Source organism: Fibrobacterota bacterium (assembly GCA_019509785.1).
GTDB lineage: Bacteria > Fibrobacterota > Fibrobacteria > UBA11236 > UBA11236 > Chersky-265.
Map to the genome: position 1 here is coordinate 52454 of JAEKLQ010000042.1, position 21583 is coordinate 74036.

A 21583-nucleotide genomic window follows, 5' to 3' on the forward strand; every position below is an offset into this window, starting at 1 on the left:
CCGCCTTCTCCAGGTTGATACCTTTAGGATATCCTCCCGGGAGAAGCCGCCATGAAGCCACATCCGACCAGTTCCAGCAACGCGATCACCCTCAGGGTGAAATTGTCCAATCATCCCGGCATCCTCGGGCGCCTGACCGCCGCCATCGGCGAAGCCGAAGGCAACATCGGCGCCGTGGACATCGTTCGGCGGGAAGGCGAATTCCTGATCCGCGATCTCACCGTGGAAACCGCCGGCCCCGACCACGCCGACGCCATCGCCGCGCGCGTCCGGGAGATCGAGGGCATCCAACTGATGCAGGTCTCGGACCGGACCTTCCTCCTACATCTCGGGGGCAAGATCTCGGTGACGAGCAAGATCCCGCTCAAGACGCGGGACGAGTTATCCATGGCCTATACGCCGGGCGTGGCTAGGGTTTGCATGGCCATCCATGACAAGCCCGACGCGGCCTATAACCTCACCATCAAGCGCAACGCGGTGGCGGTCGTATCCGACGGATCGGCGGTGCTCGGGTTGGGGAACCTCGGGCCCTTGGCGGCCATGCCCGTGATGGAAGGCAAAGCCATGCTGTTCAAAACGTTCGGCGGCGTGGACGCGTATCCCATTTGCCTCGACACCCAGGACCCCGAGCGCATCATCGACGCCGTGCGGGCCATCGCGCCCGGATTCGGCGGCATCAACCTGGAGGACATCTCGGCGCCGCGTTGCTTCCAGATCGAGAAGGCCCTGCGCGCGTCCCTGGACATTCCCGTATTCCACGACGACCAGCACGGCACCGCCGTGGTGCTCACCGCCGCCTTCCTGAACGCGCTTGCCGTCACCGGCAAGAAGGCGGAGGACCTCAAGGTGGTGGTCTTAGGGGTGGGCGCGGCGGGGACGGCTTGCAGCCTTATGCTGCATAAGGTCGGCGTCCGCAACCTGATCGGGTGCGACCGCCAAGGCGCCATTTACCGCGGCCGGGCGAACCTGTCCCCGGACAAGGCGGAGTTCGCGGAATGGACCAATCCGGACGACGAGAAAGGGAACATTTCGGAATTGCTGGCGGGCGCGGACGTCTTCATCGGCTTGTCCGGACCGAACCTCATCACCTTAGCTGACTTGAAGTCCATGCGCAAAGATCCCTTCGTCTTCGCTATGTCGAATCCCGATCCGGAGATCGATCCGGAAGAGGCCCTGAAAGTCGCCTCGGTCGTAGCCACGGGACGCAGCGATTTCCCCAACCAGGTCAACAACGTGCTTTGCTTTCCCGGCATCTTCCGGGGCGCCCTCGATTGCCGGGCCAGGGACATCAATGAAGAGATGAAAATGGCGGCGGCCCGGGCCATCGCCGAGGTTATTCCCCGCGCGTCCCTGCAAACCGATTACGTCATTCCCAGCGTGTTCGACGCCAACGTGGTGCCGGCGGTCGCGAAAGCGGTGATCCGCGCCGCGCAGGAGACGGGGGTCGCCCGCAGGGTCATCGAGAACGCGGAATAATCGCCGCACCTGCGGTGTTGTGGAAATTAAACCAGAATAGTTGGTGTCTGGCGAGTAAGCTGGAAGCACGGCAAGCGAATCAATTCGCGTTACCGGCCGGAACCGCCTTCACGAAATAAGCCCCGGTCGGGAGGCTGCCGGAGGTCCAGACCGGTTGGCCTTCCGCCGAGAGGTAGCCTTCGGCCACCCGCTTGCCCGAGAGGTTGTGGGCCGCGATGCGCATGGAACGTCCATCCCGCGGCAAAGCGCCCATATTCATGCCGGACCCCAGGGAGAGGAACAGTCCCTTGGAGACGGCCGGGGCCCTGCGGGAATCCGTGGGCTGTACGGCGACGGTGGCGCTTCCATAACCGGCGGCGGCGATATTGGCTTGGATGGCGTTGTCGGTCGCATCGGTCGGATACCCGGCCACTATGGCGCCTTCGTAGAAAGTCCCCTCGCTTTGGTTCCCGTTCCCGGTTCTGCAGCAATCCCCGCCGCTGCCCAGCACGATGGCCCCTTGCTTCTTCATCGGGTTGTAACCATTGGGGAGCGCCCCATCCCACATCGTGGTCAGAGCTCCCGTTTGGGCATTCCCGCCCTTGAGCGCGAAATTCGTGGTGCCATTGTTCTTGAGCATGGCCGTAACGTAGGTGAAGGGCAGGGATACTTCCTTGCTGTTCCAGGACGTGCTGCTGTTCGACGCGAAGATTCCGTATTCCGGATCCATCTCGACCCAGGGGCCGGTGCCCGATACGCTGCACTTGTAAGCGGAGGATTGGAACCAGCAACTGGTGCCGAAGTAGATGGCATCCATGGCCCCGGCCCCCGCGGCCGTGCGAGTGGTTTCGCTATTGCCGTAATCGAAGCAGCACCCGCCGTTGAAATGCTTTCCGCTCGTCACCATATAGGTGCCTTCCGGCTCCGCCTTCAAGGGCATCCCGGTCGCGTGGCCGTCCCGCCAAAAGCTGTTTTTCGGTTTGATGTAGAGGGAATACACCTTTTGGCCGTTGAGCATGAAGTTTTCGGTGGAGGCGGCGGTGGGGTCGTCGTTTCCCGCCACCGTAGGCCCGTAAGCCTGGGACTCGAGGTAATTCCCTTTGCCCGATTGATCATAGACCTCGGTTACGACGCAGGCCGACGTGCAGAACTTGTCTTGGGCGTTGCCATTCGCGGGCCCGCCCGGGGCGATGGGCATAATGTCCTGGGTCGCGTTGTCGGAGGTCCGTTTCACCTGATACAGGGGGCCATTGTAGGCGCCATAGAGAGCGCGAACGGTGCTATGGGCCGCGACGCATGGCGTCCCGGCCGCCAGGTAGATATCGCAAGGTCCCGTTGCGGCGAATGCGCTATGCCATGCCGGCGCAATGAGGCCCAGGGCCACGGAAATCGAAATGCCACGCCGGGAAACTTTCAACACAGAAACCTCCTATCGAACCGCTTTCACGAAATACGCCCCGGTCGGAACGCTGCCGGAGGTCCAGACGGGTTGGCCTTCCGCCGAGAGGTAGCCCTCGGCCACGCGCTTGCCCGAGAGGTCGTGGGCCGCGATGCGCAGCGAACGTCCATCGCGCGGCAAGTCGCCCAGGTTCATGCCGGATCCCAGGGTAAGGAATAATCCTTTGGAGACGGCCGGGGCCCTGCGGGACTCCGTGGGCTGTACGGCGACGGTGGCGCTTCCATAGCCGGCCGCGGCGATATTGGCTTGGATGGCATCGTCGGTCGCATTGGTCGGGAATCCCGCCACGATCGCGCCTTCGTAGAAGGTCCCTTCGCTTTGGTTGGTGTTGGTGGCGCAGCAATCCCCGCCGCTGCCCAACACGATCGCGCCTTGCTTCTTCATCGGGTTGTAACCCGGGGGGAGCGTTCCGTCCCACATGGTGGTCAGGGGACCGGTTTGGGCATTCCCGCCCTTGAGCGCGAAATTCGTGGTGCCATTGTTTTTGAGCATGGCCGTAACGTAGGTGAAGGGCAGGGATATTTCCTTGCTGTTCCAGGACGAGCTGGTGTTCGACGCGAAGATTCCGTATTCCGGATCCATCTCGACCCACGGACCGGCGCCCGAGACGCTGCATTTGTAAGCGGCGGAACTGAACCAGCAGCTGCTCCCGAAGTAGAGGGCGTCCATCATCCCCGCGCCATCGGGCTTGCGGTCGAGTTCGCTATTGCCGTAATCGAAGCAGCACCCGCCGTTGAAATGCTTTCCGCTCGTCACCATGTAGATGGCTTCCGGATCCGCCTTCAAGGGAACCCCGGTCGTATGTCCATCCCGCCAAAAGCTGTTTCTCGGTTTGAGGTAGAGGGCATATACCTTTTGGCCGTTGAGCATGAAGTTTTCGGTAGAGGCGGCGGTGGGATCGTCCACGCCGGCCACCGTGGGACCTTTGGCTTGGGACTCGAGGTAATTCCCTTTGCCCGATTGATCATAGACCTCGGTTATGACGCAGGCCGTCTTGCAGAATAAGTCTTGGGCGCCGCCATCCGCCGGTCCGCCCGGGGCGATGGGCTTAATGTCCTGGGTCATGTTGTCGGCCGTCCGTTTCACCTGATACAGGGGGCCATTGTAGGCGGCGTAGAGCGCGCGCACGGTGCTATGGGCCGCGATGCAAGGCGTTCCCGCCGCCAGATAGATGTCGCACGGTCCCGTCGCGGCGGATGCGATCCGGCACGCCGGCAGAAGGAGGCCCAGTGTCACCGAAATCGAAATCCCGCGCCGAACGAATCCCAACACATGAACCTCCTGAATGAACGAAACGCACGCGCCACAATTCGAGCGGCGACGACGCTGCGTATGATTCCTGAATCCCGACTACTTCAAAGTTCGCCAGTCCCACCCGCCGAACGAGTAGCTAATCTACGCGCGATGGGAATATCAGACTCGCCGAATTTCCATACTGCCGATGTAGGGACTTTGGCCGGAAAAAAGCCCCGATCGGCCGGTTTGTTCTACATGGAGACGAATAAATACAACTTCAACCGCACCCGGGCCTAAATGAAGCGTTCGCGGCGCAGACTGCAAGGCTACCCAGCTGCCGGGCGCGGAATGCTTGAGGCTACATGAGATGATTTCGCGGTAATCGAAGAATATTGAAGTTAATTTACACGCGGCCTCTCCCGGCCGAAGAATCCAAAAGCAGGCGGCCGAGGGGAAGTTCGGCCCGGATCATCAAGGAGCAACGGATGAATGTTATGGGACTGACCAAGAAATTTGCGGCCGCCGGACTTTTCGCCGGATGCATTCTGTCGACGGGCGTTTCGTTAACCGGATGCCTTAGCGACGACACCAAGGACCCGGCGAAGCCGGCAACTTCAACCTGGAGCGCAGATTCCATTGTCCATGTCGGGGCGCAAGGGAATGCGACTCTCGGGAGCGCCATCGACCTCGATGCCAAGAAGGTCATGCTTTCCGCCGCAGCCAATGCCGCGCAGAGCACGATCGATCTCGTCTTCTTCTTTTCGGACGGGGATTTGTACCTCGGGAGTCCCGTGTATGCCAAAACCCTCCCCGAAGTTCCGCTCGCCGCCAATTATGACTTGACCAAGATCAAAGATACCCAGATGACGAAGGCGAGCACCAAGCCGGATAGCCTCTCCCTCACCATATCCAACTTCGCGACCAGTCCGCAAACGAATAATGCCGTCGTTTCCGGAGGCGGATCTTTCCTGGTCAAAACCGGCGAGGGAAGATACGCCTACATCTCCGTCGACAATATCCAAGGAGCGGGGAATACCGCCTCCGCAGACATTACCCTTTCGCTGATCGGACCCTGATTAGCCATCGCCCCGCACGCGGGTGGTTACCCGCGCGCGGCATTCGGCTGCATGTTATGAGCAGCCGCTCGTAGTCCCGCAGTCCTCGCAAACTATGCAAGTCCCGTTGCGCCTGACCCGCACCGATCCGCACGAAGCGCAGCTCTCGCCGGTATAGCCCGCGCGTCGCGCTTGGTCGCGCGCCCTGGCGGTCCCTTCGGCGCTTTCCGGCGCCGCGCTCCCGGCGGGAACCGGCACCGCTTCCGGCGACGCTTTTCCGGCAGCCTCGCTACGAGCCGCAACGGCATCTCCATTCACGATCGGCCCGGCCTTCGCTTCCCCCGCCCCGTGCGTTCCGGGCGCGATGGGCTTCACGTGCAGGAAGTCGGTTTGGCCCAGGTAATGGTGGCCCACCACCCGGAAGATGAAATCCAGGAGGCTGGTGCAATTCTTGATGTGCTCATGGCCCTCCACCGGTCCCGCGGGCTCGAAACGCGTGAAGGTGAAGGTGTCCACCAATTCTTCCAGCGGCACGCCGTATTGCAATGCCTTGGACGCGAGTACGGCGAAGCAATTGAGGATGCCCCGGTAACCGGCGCCCTCCTTGTACATGTCGATGAAAATCTCGCCCAGGGATCCATCCGGATATTCGCCCGTGCGCAGGAAAAGCTTGTGCCCGGATACGGTGGCCTCCTGCACGAAACCTCCGCGCCGCGTGGGAAGGCGGCGGCGTTGGATGGGGAAAGGCGTCTCCTCGGCCGGGCCGGCATGGGTTACCGCGGGCGCGGGAGCCTTGATCGGGATGCCGGGGTTCCCGACCGCGGCCGATGCGGCCGGGCGGGTAGCGGCCGCGTTCGGGCGCGCCACCACGGAGGCATGGCGGACCTTGGAAGACAGCGGCTGCGACAACTTGCTTCCGTCGCGGTAGACCGCCACCGCCTTCAACATCATTTCCCAAGCCATGGCGTATACGTCGCGGACCTGCGCCACGGTGGCGTCGGCCGGGAGGTTCACGGTTTTGGAGATGGCCCCGGACAGGAAAGGTTGGGCCGCCGCCATCAGGCGCAAGTGGCCGAGCGGGGACACGCTGCGGGTGCCCCGCCCGCAGGGGTTGGCGCAGGCGAATACGGCGTAATGCTCTTCGGCCAGGCCCGGCGCGCCTTCGGCGGTTTGCGCTCCGCAGACGATGAGATCGGCCGCGTCGATCTGATCCGGCGTGAATCCGAGCGCCTCCAGGATCGCCCGGCCGCCGGCCTCGATGGCGGCTCGGGGAACCCCGATGGCGGACAAGAAGGCCGCATCCAGGGCCGGAGGCGCGAAGGCGTCGGCGAGGGACAGGCAACGGGGCAGGGCCGCCTCCATGGCGTCGATCTGCGCGGGGCCGAAACCGATCGAGGCCAACGCGGTCGGATCGATGAAGGGCGCATTCCGCAGGGTCCCCGAGCCCAGGCAGTATTCCACGATGGTCGCGATTTCCTTCGGGCCGTATCCCAATTGACGCAGGGCCACCGGCAGGGATCGGTTCACGATCTTGAGGTACCCTCCGCCCGCCAGCTTCTTGAATTTGACGAGCGAAAAATCGGGTTCGATGCCGGTGGTATCGCAGTCCATCAGCAGCCCGATGGTCCCCGTGGGCGCCAAGACGGTAACTTGCGCGTTACGGAAACCCGCCTGTTTCCCTTGCTCCAGCGCCGCCTCCCATACCGATGCCGCCGCTTCCGCGAGATCGGCCGGGCATTCGCCCCGATCCAGGGGCATGGGCGGGACGTTCAAGCCTGCGTACCCGTCGCGCTCCCCGCGGGCCGCGCGCAGGTGGTTGCCGACCACTTTGAGCATGTCCGAACGATTGGCCGCGAAGCGGGGGAAGGGCCCCATGGCCCGGGCCATTTCGGCCGATGCGAGATAGGCTTCGCCCCCGAGCAATGCGGTGATGCCGCCGGTGAGGGCGGCGGCCCGCGGGCTGTCGTACGGTATTCCCGCGCGCATCAGGAAGGCGCCCAGATTGGCGTAACCCAGCCCCAGGGTCCGATAGTCATAGGTGTTCCGGGCGATCTCCCGCGAAGGGAACTGGGCCATGCCCACGGAGATATCCAGGATTATCGTCCATACGCGTACGGCGTGGCGGAAATCCTCCACGCGCAAGGAGCCGTTCGCTTCCTGGAAGCGCACCAGGTTGAGGCTGGCCAGGTTGCAGGCGGTATCGTCCAGGAACATGTATTCGGAGCACGGATTGGAAGCCAGGATGGGCCCATCCTCCGGGCAGGTGTGCCAGGCATTGATGGTATCGGAGAATTGCACCCCGGGATCGGCCGACTCCCAAGCGGCCAGCGCGATCTCGTCCCACAACTTGCGGGCGGGAATCTTCTTCATGATGCGCCCATCGGTACGGGCCTTGAGCGCCCATTCGGCGCCCTGTTCCACCGCGGCCAGGAAGGCGTCGGGGACGCGCACGGAATTGTTGGCGTTCTGCCCGCTGACGGTGGCATAGGCTTCGCCTTCGTAACCGGTATCCAATTCCGGCGGGGCGTCGGGCGGAAGGCCCTGGGCCTCCAGGCCGCGCATCCGTTCGGTCCAGCCGCCGGGCACGCCCGGGCGGGCCTCCGCGCCGGACTCGCGCAAAAGTCGCGCTCCCGCGGCCATGGCGGCCACCTTCGCTTCCTCCCGGCTCTTCCAGCGGATGAAAGCCTCGATCTCGGGATGATCCAAATCGAGGCAGACCATCTTGGCGGCCCGGCGCGTGGTGCCGCCGGATTTGATGGCCCCGGCCGCGCGGTCGAATACTTTTAAGAAGGACATCAGGCCCGAAGACCGTCCCCCGCCGGCCAGGGATTCCCCTTCGCCGCGGATGGCGCTGAAATTGGTGCCCGTGCCCGAGCCGTATTTAAAGATGCGGCCTTCCTTGGCCATAAGCTCATAGAGGCCGCCTTCCCCCAGCAAATCATCCTTGACCGATTGGATGAAGCAGGCATGCGGCTGCGGGCGCGTGAAGGCATCGGCCGATTCCTTTAAGCTCCCATCGGCGGGATCGACGTACCAATGGCCTTGGGCCTGGCCGGTGATGCCGTATTTCCAGGCCAATCCCGTATTGAACCATTGCGGGGAATTGGGCGCGGCCATCTGATGCAGCAGCATGTGGACGGTTTCGGCGTAGAAAGCCTCGGCGTCGGCGGGCGAGTCGAAATACCCCAGCTTCTCGCCCCAATGACGCCAGCACCCCGCCACGCGATCGATCACTTGCCGAACCGAAGTCTCGCCGCCCGTGGGCGATCCCGGGACCCCGCTCCTCCGCAGGTATTTCTGCGCCAGAATGTCCACGGCCGTCTGCGACCACCCCACCGGGGCTTCCACCTCGGCTTCCGGCGAGCCGGGAAGGCGCGTCTTGCGAATGTCGTATTGGATCTTCGCGAAGGGATCGTCCCCGGCCGTCGTGAACCGCCTGGCGAATTTCATGCTGCGTCCTTTCACCGCCGCGGGTGCGGCGTATTCCCCGGCTGCGCCTGCAAGGCGCGGGCCAAGGATCGAAAGGCGAATGCGAAGCGGATTAGAAGGAAACGTGCCCGATTGGAAATACGATTGCCGTCTTGGCAAGACGCGATGGCACGGCTGGCCTTAGCCTGCCGTGGCCGGGGTTCGGATCCGGTTCGGATGCCCGCGATTCAGTAAAAGCCTCGGACGATAATCGTGGTGAGGTAGGAATACCATCCGGATTCGACGGGAGGGATGTAGCAAGTGAGATATGGGTAAGCGGTAATATTCGCGACGGGGTAAGTCGTCGAATTCGCTGCCTTTGCCGCATACAAGTTGTAGGGGACCGTGGCTATACTCGATGCAAAGGCGGATCCGTCGTTACCGGTCGTCATGAGAGAGCAAGAAAGCTTATTCGCCGAGCTATTCCGGCTCCAGCCCGTTACATATAACCGGAAAGACGTATAAGGCTGGTCGGGCAATGTCAGGGGACAGTTTACCGTTATGCCCGTGTTGCTGGAGTTGTAGGGCCCGAACTGACTGTAGTTTAACGTCACTCCTGCCGTAGCATTGAAACAGCTGTTGCCGTGGATCAGGCTACTTGCGTAGCCCGTCTGGGATTGGCTCGGCACCCACGCGAGGCCGATGATCAAGAGCGACAAAAACGATAGACCCTTCATTTGATTGCCTTTCCGTTAAATGGATTCATGGACTTACCTCGGGTTAGATGCAATTGAACCCGGATATGTATCATGCCAAGGCAGACCGCGGTTAACGGGCCGGAAAGACGCGGACCAAGGGCAGGAACAAGCGCGCCCACATGCGGATCGCGAAGAGCGCCAAACCCGCGGCAATCGCCAGGTGGAAGGCATGGCGCGCGGGCCAAATCTCGGTCGCGATGCGCGTCATCATGGATAAGACGATGAGCATGCCGTAGATGCGGACCGGGCGCGCATGCATTCCCATGACTTCCATGCGCCCGGCATGGGAGGCGAGGACGCGGATGGCGATGGAGAGCGTGAGGCGCATGAAGCCGGAAAGGAAGATGACGTGTTCCCAAGCCAGCATGTATTGCGGACGGATGACGGGCATGATCAGGCCCACCGCCATGACCCATAAAGAGATGCGGGCCGCGCGCAAGTAAGGCGGAAGCTTGCCCGGCGTCTTCTGGATGCGGATTTCCTTGGCCATGAACCATGCGAAGACGGCCGCCCGAATTGCGTAGGCGATGCGAAGTCCCGCCGTGCCTTCCGTGAACAGCCCTCCGATTTCCACGCCATAGCTGGCCAATAGGGCGAGGCAAAGGGCGAGCTGGCCGCGAAGGGCCGGAGCCCCGGCCGCGAGAGCGCGGGGATCGATGGGACCCTGGGCGAAAAGCTTAGGCAACAGGAATCCGCCCACGCCCAAGATCAGGAGGAGCGGAAAAGCCTGGTATTGCAGGAGCGCGCCCGCCCGGAACGCCGGGCCTCCGATGAAGCCCAATGCGGCCCCCAGATTCAGGACCGTTCCGATGACGTCCGCGCCTAGGGCGGCGGCGATGAAAACGAAGGGGGGCGGAGGTTGTTGCTTGCGTTGCGGGAAGCGCGCGATCGCGAAGGCCAGGAAGTTGGCGAGCAGGGCGAGATGGAAACCTTGGGCCAGGGCCGGCGCCCCGGCCAAGCCGAAGATGAAGGACATGAGGAATCCCTGGATCTGGATCACGGCATGGCCCTGCCCGGGGTAGCCGATGGCCGCGGGCCAGATGGCGTACGGGATCCAGACCCCGATGCCGACCACGGCCAATAAGGTTCCTAAAGGGAAGAGCAAGCGATAGGGCTCCGACCGTTGCCTAGACCAATCCACATCCGCCAGGAACAGGCGCCTTAGGGCCGGTGTGGTTGCCGTACCTGGTATAGCCGGCGCTTGCGTATTCATCATCGTGTCCTCCGCATTCCAAGATACCCCACCCTTCCGGTTCGGGCCATTTTGTCCTTCTGCCATTTCGCGCCGCCGCGGAGGCCAAAATGGCAAAGCGGCGCCGGCATCGGGAAAGCGGGGTAGCGGACCGGTTACTCCAAATAGGCGGAATTGAAAGGCGCGGAAGCGGCCCGCGGCGGAATGCGGGGCATGGTGCGGGTTTTGCTTTGCGAATCTTCGGGAATATCCAAATCGGTCCCGGAGGCGCGCCCGCAACGGACGCGCGAGGGGGGAAGGATTCTGAGTTGCGTATGAACCTGGGAGCGGCCGTTCTCGCGGCCGTCGGGTTAAGCCTTTTCGCCGCGCCCGCACGGGCGCAAGAAGGCCAGGACCTGATCAAGAAAAGCGACTGCATGGCGTGCCATCAGCCGGAAATCAAGGTGGTCGGCCCTTCCTTCAAGGACATCGCCGGGCGCTATGGCGCGGCCGACTTGCCCAAGCTCATCGCCAAGGTCAAGCAAGGCGGCGCAGGCAGTTGGGGCGAAGTCCCCATGGCCCCCCACCCCGCCCTATCCGATGCCGATCTGGGGAAGATGATCGGATGGATCCTTTCCGCCCATGCCTCCGGCGCGAAGACCGCCTCCGCGCCCGGCCCGTCAGCGCCGGCCTCCGCCGCATCCGAAGCTTCCGCCGCTCCGGCCTCCCCCGGCGCCCCCATTCCCGGCACCGGTCCCGGCTCCCATCCCGACTATCGCCGCTTTCCCGTGATCGGCAGCCGCGTAGCCATCTGGATCGTGGCCCAACTCCACCTCCTGTTCGCCGCCTTCGTGCTGGCCGTGCCCATGTTCGCCCTCCTCATCGAGTACATCGGTTACCGCACCAAGGATAAGCGCTACGATCATCTCGCCCACGAATTCACCAAGTTGCTTTCCACCTCCTTCTCCTTCACCGCCTCCCTGGGGGCCATGCTCACCTTCCTCCTCCTGGTCCTGTACCCCAAGGTCACCAACTACCTCACCAACATCTTCGGGTGGAGCTTCATGCCGTACGCGGCCCTCTTCTTCGCCGAAGCCATCTTCATGTACGCCTACTATTACGGATGGGGCAAGTTCCATCCGCGCGTACATCTGCTGCTGGGGTTATGCCTGAACCTGGTGGGCATCTGCATCATCGGCTTGGCGGACGCATGGCTCACTTTCATGAACTCGCCTAACGGCATTTCCGAAGGCGGCGATCTGATCAGCCGCTGGCAGGCCGTGCATAATTTCACCTGGATGCCCATCAACGTGCATCGCCTCATCGCCAACATTTCCTTCGGCGGATCCATCGCGGCCGCCTACGGCGCCTTCAAGTTCATGGGCGCCAAGACCGACGAGGAGCGGGCCCATTACGATTGGATGGGCTACGTGGGCAACTTCGTCGCCATCAGCGCCCTCTTGCCCTTGCCCTTCGCGGGCTACTGGCTGGGCAAGGAGATCTACGCCTACTCCCAGAACCTGGGCATGACCCTGATGGGCGGGGCCTTCTCCTGGCTCTTCATCATCCAAGCCGTCCTGATCGGCACCTTGTTCCTGTCGGCCAATTATTACCTGTGGCTGGGAATGGGCCGCATCGAAGGGGCCGAACGCTTCCGCGGCTTCATCAAGTGGCTTTTGGCCTCGGTAACCTTGTGCTTCCTGGTCTGGGCCACGCCCCACTCCCTGGTCGCCACCGTCGAAGAGGCCCGCAAGATGGGCGGTTCCCATCATCCCATGCTGGGCGTGATGGGCGTGATGTCCGCCAAGAACACCGCCGTCAACATCCTCATCCTCACCACCTACATCAGCTTCCTGCTCTATCGCCGCGGCAACAAGAAAGCCACCGTGCCCTGGGCCTCCAAAGGCAACAAGGCGCAATTCCTCATCTTCGCCATCACAGCCCTCTTCGTCATCGCCTTGGGAGTCCTCGGCTATTTCGTGGAAGCCAAGGTCCGCATCCGCCTATCGGTGCCGCAGGTCATCTCGGTATTGTTCGCCATGATCTCGGTAACGATTATCGATATATTCATGTTCCGCAAGGCCGAGACCACGGGCGGCATCCGCTGGGGCAAGATGCCCATGCGTTCGCAGTACGCGCTCTTCCTCATCGCCATCACCTTCACCTGGACCATGGGGCTGATGGGCTACGCGCGCTCGGGCATGCGCCAGCATTGGCACGTGTACGGGGTCATGAAGGACACCTCCCCCGACGCCTTCACGCCCACCTTGGGATTCGCGACCAAGATCGTTTCGGTCACCACCCTCATCTTCTTCTGCTTCATCTCCATCGTGTTCTGGTTGTCCAGCCTGCAAGGCCGCAAGGACTGGGTTCCGGAGGGAAAAACTGAAGGGAGGATCGGGTCGTGAAAAACTTCCTGAAGATTTTCCTCTTCACATTACTCGTAACCGGCTTCTACACCTACGTGGGCCAGATGGTCCCGCAGACCGAGGTGTATCCGCCCAAGGATCGCGAGATCAAGGCGGACATGACCACGGACGAGATGGTTGAGGCCGGCCAGGAGATCGTGGGCGGCAAAGGCACCTGCATGGGCTGCCATACCCTGGGATCGGATAAGGCCGGGCGCTTTCCGGACCTGGGCGGCATCGGCGCACGGGCCGCGTCCCGTAAGCCCGGGATGAGCGACGTCGATTACCTGGCCGAATGCCTGTATGCGCCCAACGCCTACATCGTGCCGGGATTCAACCCGGGCATGCCCCAAATCAACAAGGCGCCCATCGGCCTGTCGGACGGGGAGATATTGGCGGTGATCGCCTATCTGCAAAGCCTGGGCGGGGAGCCCACCGTGACCATGAAGACCAAGTTGAAATACGCCGGGGGCGCGCAATGAACTTGTGGCTCGTCATCCCCGTGGTAATCGCCTTCATCGCCTTGCGGTTCCTGCGCCCGCCCATCCTGGCCTGGCTGGCCGCCTGGTGGATCGGCGCCTACGTCGTGCTCAAATGGGGCTTCCATCCGCCCCTGCCCGGATCCATCGTGGGCATGTTCATGGCCATCCTCACCTTTTCGCTGGCCGCCTACGGCAGCGCCGATGCCGAACGCTTGGCCTCCATCACCAAGGCGGCGCGCGCCTTCTTCTCCGAGAAACGCTTCACGGCCTGGCAATGGGCGGCCTTGATCCTCATCCCCCTCGCCTTCGGCTTCTCGGCTTGGCGCCAGGCTTCCCGCCCCGCCGAACCTCCCGCCAACGTACGCACCGTCCACCCCGCGCCCCCGGGCGAGATCAGCTTCCGCGGGCGGAAGATGGATCTCTTGCACGCGGGAAATCCCTATCGCGAACTGGAGACGAAGGATCCCGCCGCCTTCGCCGGGCACGTGGCGAAAGGGCGCGCGGTCTATTACCGCAACTGCGTCTTCTGCCATGGCGACAATCTGCGCGGCGACGGGATCTACGGCCATGGTTTCGATCCGCAACCCGCCGACTTCGGCGACCCCACCACCATCGCCATGCTGCAGGAGTCCTACCTGTTCTGGCGCATCGCCAAAGGCGGCCCCGGCCTGCCGGAAGAATCGACGCCCTGGGCCTCGGCCATGCCGGCTTGGGAAGCCATGCTCCAGGAGGACGATATCTGGGACGTCATCTCCTTCCTCTACTCCTTCACCGGGCGCAAACCGCGCGCCCAGGAGCGCGCAGAATGACGCGATTACTCCCTCCGGTCGCGATCATAGCCGTCCTGGGCGCCACCCTTTCCCCCTTCGCCGCCGATGCCCCGGCCGCCGCGGGAGACGCTTGCGGCGCCGGCAAGACCTTATACCAGGCCAAGTGCAGCCAATGCCATGGCGATAACGGCGACGGCAAGGGCGTAGGCGCCGACTTCTTCGTGCCGCGCCCGCGCGATTTCACTTCCGGCGCATTCAAGATCCGTTCTACCGAAAGCGGAGAGCTGCCGTTGGACCCCGATCTCCGCCGCGTGATCCGCCAAGGAATGCCGTATACGGGCATGCCCGCCTGGCCCGGCTTTTCCGAACAGGAAGTCTCGGATCTGATCTGCTACGTGAAAGCCTACAACGCCGATTTCAAGGATACCTCCGTCCATCCCAAGACCGTGGTCGTCCCGAAGGCCCCTTCCTTCAGCGAAGCCTCCGCCAAGGCGGGCCGCGCGGTGTACGAAGAGAACAAGTGCATGGATTGCCACGGGAAATGGGGGCGCGGGGACGGCGAATCCGGGCCCACCTTGAAGGACGATTGGGGCAATCCCATCCGGCCCGCCGACCTCACCAAGCGCTGGACCTTCCGCGGCGGCTCGGAGCGCGGGGACATTTATCGCACCTTCATGACGGGACTGAATGGCACGCCCATGCCCTCCTTCGCGAGCTCCATCAAGGAAGAGGATCGTTGGAAACTGGTCGATTATGTTTATTCGCTTTCGCCCGGGAGCGATGCGGGATATGCGGGCATGCTGTCGGCAGCCCCGGTAGGCAAGATCGATTCCGCGAAATTGCGCGAGAGCCTGGCGGACATGCCGCCGGCGCGTTTCCCGATCGTCGGCCAGGTGATCGAAGGGGTGCGCGACTTTTTCCCGGCCTGCAACGCAGTGGAAGCGCGCGCCGTATACGATGCCGATCGCGTGGCGGTACTAGTTTCGTGGCATGACATGAGCGCGCAGAAAACCGGGACGAACTCGCCGCTCTCGCCCAAAGCCGGCGATTCAGCGGCCGCGGCGCCGAAAGCCGCTGCGACGCCCATTGCCCCTGCGCCCGCAGCCCCCGCTTCTCCGGCCACTACGGCCCCTGTTCCGTCGCTTGCCGCCTTCTCCGATGCCATCGCCTTGCAGATCCCCCTGCAAGCCCCCGCCGGGGCCGTAAAGCCCTACTTCCTGTTCGGCGACCGCAAGCATCCGGTAGCCTTGCGTTTCGCGGACTTAGGCAATGGAGGACTACGGGTCTTCATAGGCAAAGGCAGCGGCAAGGTCGCTCCCGTAGGAAGCCTTAAAGGCACCGCCGGGCCCGCGGATGCCCGTTACCAGGACGGGGAATGGAGCGTGGCCTTCTTCCTGCCCCGCAAGCCTCCAGCGGGGGATGGCCCGGCGTTGGAGACGGGCGCCTTCATGCCCATCGCCTTTTCGGTTTGGGACGGCCTCAGCGGGGAAACCGGCGACAAGCGCGGCGTGACTTCGTGGTTCCCGCTTTACCTGGAACCCCAACGCCCGAATCCCGCCGGTCCGGCCGCTTTGCATGCGGCTATCGCCCTGGCGGTGGGCCTGGGCGGATTGTTCGCGGCCCGTCGTTGGGCGCGGAATTCGTAATAACGTTACCAATATCACATTTAATTCCGAGCCTGCCCTGCCTACGCCAAACCGCCGGCCGCCTGCCAGCTTGTCAAAAACCCATCCTGCTCAAACGTCAAACTGGCAGCAGTTCCGAAATCCTGGCGTAGGGCATCCGGCCCTATATTGACTAATGATGAACACGCAACCGAGTAATCGCAATTTCACGACGCCCTGGCCGGGATTCCGGCCTTTGGCCCGGAATTTGAGTATGGGAAAACCCGGAGCCCTACGGGAAGGGAATGGATTCATGAAGCATGCCGTCATATTGGCGCTATTCGGGATCGCGGGATCGGCGTCCGCCGCCGCTCCGGACGCGACCTGGCCCCCTCAATACGCCTGGCTGGAAAAGGGCGAGAACATTTACCTGAAGGACTGCGTCGCCTGCCACGGCGAACTCGGGAACGGGAAAGGGGCCGCGTCCCCTTTCATGGAACCGAAGCCGCGCGACTTCACCATGGGCATGTACAAGTTCCGGACCACCGCCAGCGGCGAGCTGCCGACCGACGCCGACCTGATGCGGACCCTGGAACGGGGCGTGCCGGGAACGCAGATGCCGGGCTGGAAACGCGTCCTGACCCTGCCGGAACGCATGGCGGTGATCGCTTACATCAAATCCTTCTCATCGGATTTCAAGGACGGCGCTCCCGCCTCGCTCCCCATCCCTACGCCTCCCCCGGCGACCGACAAGGCCGTGGCCGATGGCAAGATGGTTTACATGCTGATGGAATGCTGGTCCTGCCACGGGGGCCAAGGGAAGGGCGACGGGAAGTCGGGCAAGACCTTGCATGACGATTGGGGCCGGAAGATATTGCCTTGGGACCTGACCCGCTCCGATTACAAGGGCGATAACGATCCCGCATCCCTGTACCGCACGTTCACGACCGGGCTGAACGGAACGCCCATGCCCGCCTTCGCCCTGGACGGATTCCTGATCGGCGGCGACATCGAGATCGATCCCGCCAAGTATGCCGAAGCCTACGGCGCCCGCGATGTCGACCAACTCAGAAGGTGGTTGAGCACCCAGCCCAGCGAATCTTCCCTGCGGCATATGGCCCCGGAACAAAAATCGGCCCTGGGTGAAAGCCGTAAATGGGCCCTGGTCCATTACATCCGCTCGCTCGTGAAAAGGCCCAATTTCCTGGTCAGGATGTTCACCGAAGACACGGAAATCACCCATTAATCGCATGGAGCAGAAGAACATGTCGTTGAAGATGAAATGGATTTCCGCGGCCCTGGCCTTGGGCGCGTTGATCGCTTGCATGAAGGCCGGGGACGGCGTGGGCCTGGATACGGCCGGCCGGGTCTGCACGGACGACTCCAAGGACTCCGCGTGCCTTCCTTACATCAATCCCTGTACCGCGAATCCCTCTCTGCCGAGCTGCCAGGTCGATCCCTGCCTGGCCAATCCGGCATCCAAAGTCTGCTCGACGAGCGTTTGCGCCAAGGATCCCACCAAGCCCTGGTGCCAATCCGTCGATTGCGCGACAACCCCCACCGCCCAGGTTTGCGTTGACTCCTGCCTGGCCCATCCGGCCTTGGCTTGGTGCGCCGTAAAAACGGACTGCGCTACGACTCCCACGGCGCAAATCTGCGTCGATTCGTGCAAGACCCATCCCGCGCTCGCATGGTGCAAGGTCGATTGCACGGTGAACCCGACCGATCCAAGTTGCGGCCCGGTCAAGACGAAATTCAGCGAGGTCTACGCGATCATCACGGCCAGTACCTGCCTACAATGCCATGCGCCGGGCCAGGTGGGGGTGACCACGGGCAAATTGGACATGTCCTCGTCCGATGCCGCCTACGCGAACCTGGTGGGCGTGCCGGTCGCCGATCAAGCCCTGGCCCCCGGTTGGGTACGCGTTCTGGCTGGGAAGCCCGATAGCTCCATGCTGTACCTCAAGGTCACGGCGGCCCCGACGGGCTTTCAACCGAAGCTTCCCAACGGAACCGCTTACCACGATGCCATGCCTTTGACGGGAGCGCCCTTGACCAAAGCCAAGCTCGACCTGATCAAGAAATGGATCACAGATGGAGCCGTGAAATGAAACCGAATCCGCGTTGGCCATTATTATTGGCGATCCTCGCGTCCTGCGCCTGGTCAGAACCCTATATCGCGGTGCGCACGGGATTCAAATGCAGCCAATGCCATGTCAACGGGACGGGGGGAGGCAAGCGTACCGATTACGGGAACGTGTATTCGCAATACAAGCTGTTGATGGCGACGCCCCTCAATGACAGCCTGCCCTACAGCTTCGATCCGAAACTGAACAAGGCCATCTCCCTCGGCGCCAATTGGCGCGTGGAGCAGGTCCGGACCATGGCGTATACCAATAAAGGGCAGACGGAACCGTCGACGGATCTCCCCATCATCCGGGAAAGCAATGTCTACGTCAACGTCGACCTGATCAAGAATTTCCTTTCCGCCTACGTGGACGAGACCGTGGGCAAGGGCGTCTCCAACCGCGAATTCTGGGCCGCCGTCAAACCCACTTCCAATAGCTGGTTCAAGTTCGGGAATATGCTTCTGCCCTACGGGTACCGGTTGATGGACGATCTGGCCTTCGTCCGGGACAAGACGAATTTCACCTATAGCCGATCGGAACTGGGTTACGAAGCCGGATACGAGCCCGGGCCCCTTTCCCTGGTCGGCAACGTAACCTCCAACCAATTCACGGGCGTCGGTTCGGTGGTATTCCGGGATCTGCCGGTTCTTATGGCGACGGGGTCCGCAAGGCCGATCGCGGGAAGAAGACCACCTACGGCGCCTTCGGCGGCTTCGCCCTGGGCATGTTCACCTTCCTAGGCGAACAGGATTGGATCCTGAAGGACAGCGTCCACTCCGTCGCCGATTACATGGAGCTGGACTTGCTTCCGGTGCAGGGATGCAACGTGAAGTTCGCCATGGAATACTACTGGCCGGATACCCGCATCGCGAAAACGCAGAACGGGCAATTGCGGCAGATCATCGGCGTAGAGCCATTCCTGACATCCTTCCTGCAGCTCGGTTTGTATTACCGCAAGAATGATTGGATCCCGGGCGCGCTCGCCGAGAACCAAGACGAAATCTACGGCCGCTTGCATGTCTTCTTCTGATCAACTCTCACCCATCCGGAGGTATTCCATGAAGTCAACCCTTATCGTTTCCGCCCTGGCCCTCGCCCTGGGCGCCGCCCACGCGCAATACGTCGGCGGACCGGTCGCCAACGGCGGCTCCATCTCCGGCGTCGTCAAGGCCAAGGCCAAGGCCGACGAGGAGAAGATCGTGCATAAGAACGAGGCCCAATGCGGCGCCAAGATCGCGGCCCAGAAATACGTAATCTCCGCTTCCGGCCAGGTGAAATGGGCCGTCGCCATGCTCACCGACATCAAGTCGGGCAAGCCCCTGGAGACGGGCGCCGTCGCCTACGACAATAAGGGCTGCGCGTTCACGCCCCACGTCCTGGTCGCTCCCTTGGGCGCGACCCTGAAAGTCGGCAACTCCGATGACATGCTGCACAACTCGCATTTCTTCCTGATGGAAGGCGCTACCAAGAAGAACCTGGTGAACATGGCCCTGCCGAAAAAGGATCAGGTCATCGAGAACACCAAGATCCTCCGCAAGGACGGCCTGGTGAGCGCGCAATGCGACGCCCATGATTTCATGCAGGGCTATATCTGGGTGCTGCCGAATCCCTATGGCGCCGTGACCGGCGACAAAGGGGACTTCAAGCTGACCGACGTGCCCGCGGGGAAATACACCCTCAAGGTATGGCATGAAGGCTTGGGCGAGAAGACGATTCCGGTGACCGTCGAGGCGGGCAAGGACGCCAAGGTTTCCGTAGAGTTGTAAGACCGATGGAAGGAGGAGCTATGGAACCTGCGCAGACCACTCCCCTTCCCTACCTGATCGCGGTGAACCTCACCCGCCGCTGCAACCTGGCCTGCGCCCACTGCTACATGGACGCGGAGCAACGCGCGCGTCCCGCCTCCGATGAACTCTCCGATGAAGCCCTGGGGGCGCTGTTCCGCGAAATCGGAGCGCGCGCGCCGGGGACCATTCTGGTATTGACCGGGGGCGAACCCCTCTTGCATCCCGGCCTGGAAGGCCTGGTCGCCGCGGGCGCGGAGGCGGGCCTGCGCATGGTGCTCGGCACCAACGGCGTGCTGCTGACCGCGGACAAGGCTGCGCGCCTCAAGGCCGCCGGCCTGGAAGGCATGGGCATCAGCCTCGATTCGGTTTCCGCCAAAGGCCACGATGCCTTCCGCGGGATGCCGGGCGCCTTCGAGCGCTCCTGCACGGCCGTGCGCCTGTGCCGCGAAGCGGGAATGCATGCGCAAATCCACTTCACCGTGACCCGCAAGAACAAGGCGGAAATCCGCGCGGCGGTGGAGATGGCCAAGTTCCTGGGAGCGGCCATCCTCAACTTCTTCTTCCTGGTTTGCGTGGGCCGCGGCGAGAGCCGCATGGACCTGGCCCCGGACGAATACGAGAACGCCTTGCGCGAGATCGCGGAGATCCAGCGCAAGAGCAAGGGCATATTGGTGCAAACGCGTTGCACGCCCCATTTCAAAAGGGTCCTGCACCAAATGGATCCGAAAAGCCCTTATACCCGCGCCGAAGGCTACGACGGCGGGGGCTGCCTGGCGGCCTCGCATTATTGCCGCGTCACCCCCACCGGGGAAGTCACTCCGTGCCCGTATATCGAACTCTCCGCCGGCAATCTTTCGCAAGGCGGCTTCTGGTCGGTATGGGACGATAGCCGCCTTTTCAACTCCCTGCGCAATCCCGATCTCTTAGGCGGACGCTGCGGAGGTTGCGAATACAAACTGCTTTGCGGCGGCTGCCGCGCCCGCGCCTTGGTCGACGCCGGCGATCTGATGGGCGAAGATCCGTCCTGCGAATACCAGCCGGCGGGGAACGCCGTCATCTCGGCAACCGCCCCGGTCGACCTGGAAGCCCGAAGCCCGGGCCCGCGCCGAAGGCATATCCGTGACCGCGGAATTGATGGCCCGCCACCGCGCCGAGCGCGAGCGGGATCTCGGATTGAAGTTCAAATAAAACGAAGGCGAACCATGCAAGACAACCTCGCACGCAAGCTCGCGCCCCGAACCGCGCTCACCCCGGACGGACTCGGCATCACCGTGGATCTGGCCGAAGGCCCGCGCACCCTTCCCATCATCCCCCTGCCCGAAAAGTTCGTCTCCTGGATCGAGCAAGGCCGCAAGTCCATGTACGCCAAGCTGCAAGGCAAAGGCGCGCAAGGCTTCTTCTCTTCGCATTTGCCGGTACTGGTCACCCAGAACGCCGGACAGGCCTTTCCCTTCAACTGTTCAAACAAAGGCGTGGGCTTCCTGCCCAAGCCGGAATACCTCACGCATTTCATCCAACTGTTCCGCCGCACCATCGAGAACACCAAAGGCCGCCCCTGGCAGGAGTCCATGGCCGAACGCATCGCCGCCATCTCCAGCTTCTATTTCGATCGCGAGAAGATCGATTACCGCGCCTTGAGCACCTTGGAAATCTTCGCCAAGACCACCTACGCCAATTTGGATCGTACCCCCCTCTGCTCCCTGCACTATACCGGCAACGGCCCCGATTACGTCAGCTTCCAGGTGAACTGCGCCGCCGAAATCATTACGGAAGATGATCCGCGTCACGAGTTCATAAAGCTGGCGCGGGTGATGTTCGAATACGATAGCTTCCACATCTCCCAGCACGAATTCCCGTACGC

Annotated in this window: 16 protein-coding genes; 12 read left to right on the forward strand and 4 right to left on the reverse strand. The window is 62.6% G+C overall.

Going from position 1 to position 21583, the window contains the following annotated elements:
- Positions 1-51: 51 nt before the first annotated feature.
- Positions 52-1476 carry an NAD-dependent malic enzyme gene (locus tag JF616_12505; protein ID MBW8888570.1) on the forward strand — a complete coding sequence of 475 codons (1425 nt, stop codon included), beginning with the start codon at positions 52-54 and terminating at the stop codon, positions 1474-1476.
- Positions 1477-1555: 79 nt separating this feature from the next.
- On the opposite strand, the gene JF616_12510 is transcribed toward JF616_12505, so the two are convergent.
- On the reverse strand, positions 1556-2875 hold the full coding sequence (locus tag JF616_12510) for a xylan 1,4-beta-xylosidase (protein MBW8888571.1): 1320 nt from the start codon (positions 2873-2875) through the stop codon (positions 1556-1558).
- 9 nt (positions 2876-2884) lie between these two features.
- The gene (locus JF616_12515) at positions 2885-4201 is read right to left on the reverse strand and encodes a hypothetical protein (GenBank protein ID MBW8888572.1); all 1317 of its coding nucleotides are present in this window, start codon (positions 4199-4201) and stop codon (positions 2885-2887) included.
- 443 nt (positions 4202-4644) lie between these two features.
- Between JF616_12515 and JF616_12520 the strand changes: the two genes are divergently transcribed.
- On the forward strand, positions 4645-5226 hold the full coding sequence (locus JF616_12520) for a hypothetical protein (GenBank protein MBW8888573.1): 582 nt from the start codon (positions 4645-4647) through the stop codon (positions 5224-5226).
- Between the two features lie 54 nt (positions 5227-5280).
- Here JF616_12520 and JF616_12525 read toward each other — a convergent pair whose 3' ends face one another.
- The gene (locus JF616_12525) at positions 5281-8655 is read right to left on the reverse strand and encodes an adenosylcobalamin-dependent ribonucleoside-diphosphate reductase (GenBank protein ID MBW8888574.1); all 3375 of its coding nucleotides are present in this window, start codon (positions 8653-8655) and stop codon (positions 5281-5283) included.
- A gap of 786 nt (positions 8656-9441) precedes the next feature.
- On the reverse strand, positions 9442-10587 hold the full coding sequence (locus JF616_12530; GenBank protein MBW8888575.1) for an NnrS family protein: 1146 nt from the start codon (positions 10585-10587) through the stop codon (positions 9442-9444).
- Between the two features lie 284 nt (positions 10588-10871).
- Between JF616_12530 and JF616_12535 the strand changes: the two genes are divergently transcribed.
- The 10 genes from JF616_12535 to JF616_12580 form a co-directional block, all read left to right on the forward strand.
- Positions 10872-12950: a cytochrome ubiquinol oxidase subunit I gene (locus JF616_12535; protein MBW8888576.1), complete on the forward strand. Its 2079-nt coding sequence runs from the start codon at positions 10872-10874 to the stop codon at positions 12948-12950.
- A complete protein-coding gene (locus JF616_12540; protein ID MBW8888577.1) occupies positions 12947-13432 on the forward strand; it encodes a cytochrome c in 486 nt (161 codons plus the stop codon). The genes JF616_12535 and JF616_12540 overlap by 4 nt, the downstream gene beginning before the upstream one ends.
- A complete protein-coding gene (locus JF616_12545; GenBank protein MBW8888578.1) occupies positions 13429-14241 on the forward strand; it encodes a cytochrome c in 813 nt (270 codons plus the stop codon). Before JF616_12540 ends, JF616_12545 begins: the two co-directional genes overlap by 4 nt.
- Positions 14238-15848 carry a c-type cytochrome gene (locus tag JF616_12550; protein ID MBW8888579.1) on the forward strand — a complete coding sequence of 537 codons (1611 nt, stop codon included), beginning with the start codon at positions 14238-14240 and terminating at the stop codon, positions 15846-15848. The genes JF616_12545 and JF616_12550 overlap by 4 nt, the downstream gene beginning before the upstream one ends.
- Before the next feature lie 271 nt (positions 15849-16119).
- On the forward strand, positions 16120-17052 hold the full coding sequence (locus JF616_12555) for a c-type cytochrome (GenBank protein MBW8888580.1): 933 nt from the start codon (positions 16120-16122) through the stop codon (positions 17050-17052).
- Between the two features lie 19 nt (positions 17053-17071).
- Positions 17072-17917 (forward strand): hypothetical protein, encoded by an 846-nt coding sequence (locus JF616_12560; GenBank protein MBW8888581.1) that lies wholly within the window; start codon positions 17072-17074, stop codon positions 17915-17917.
- Positions 17914-18675: a hypothetical protein gene (locus tag JF616_12565; GenBank protein ID MBW8888582.1), complete on the forward strand. Its 762-nt coding sequence runs from the start codon at positions 17914-17916 to the stop codon at positions 18673-18675. Before JF616_12560 ends, JF616_12565 begins: the two co-directional genes overlap by 4 nt.
- Complete coding sequence (locus JF616_12570) at positions 18660-18965, forward strand: hypothetical protein (protein ID MBW8888583.1); 306 nt, start codon at positions 18660-18662, stop codon at positions 18963-18965. Before JF616_12565 ends, JF616_12570 begins: the two co-directional genes overlap by 16 nt.
- 28 nt (positions 18966-18993) lie before the next feature.
- Positions 18994-19701 (forward strand): carboxypeptidase regulatory-like domain-containing protein, encoded by a 708-nt coding sequence (locus JF616_12575; protein MBW8888584.1) that lies wholly within the window; start codon positions 18994-18996, stop codon positions 19699-19701.
- Between the two features lie 20 nt (positions 19702-19721).
- Positions 19722-21583: radical SAM protein (locus tag JF616_12580; protein MBW8888585.1), on the forward strand; the 1862-nt coding region annotated here is incomplete at its 3' end.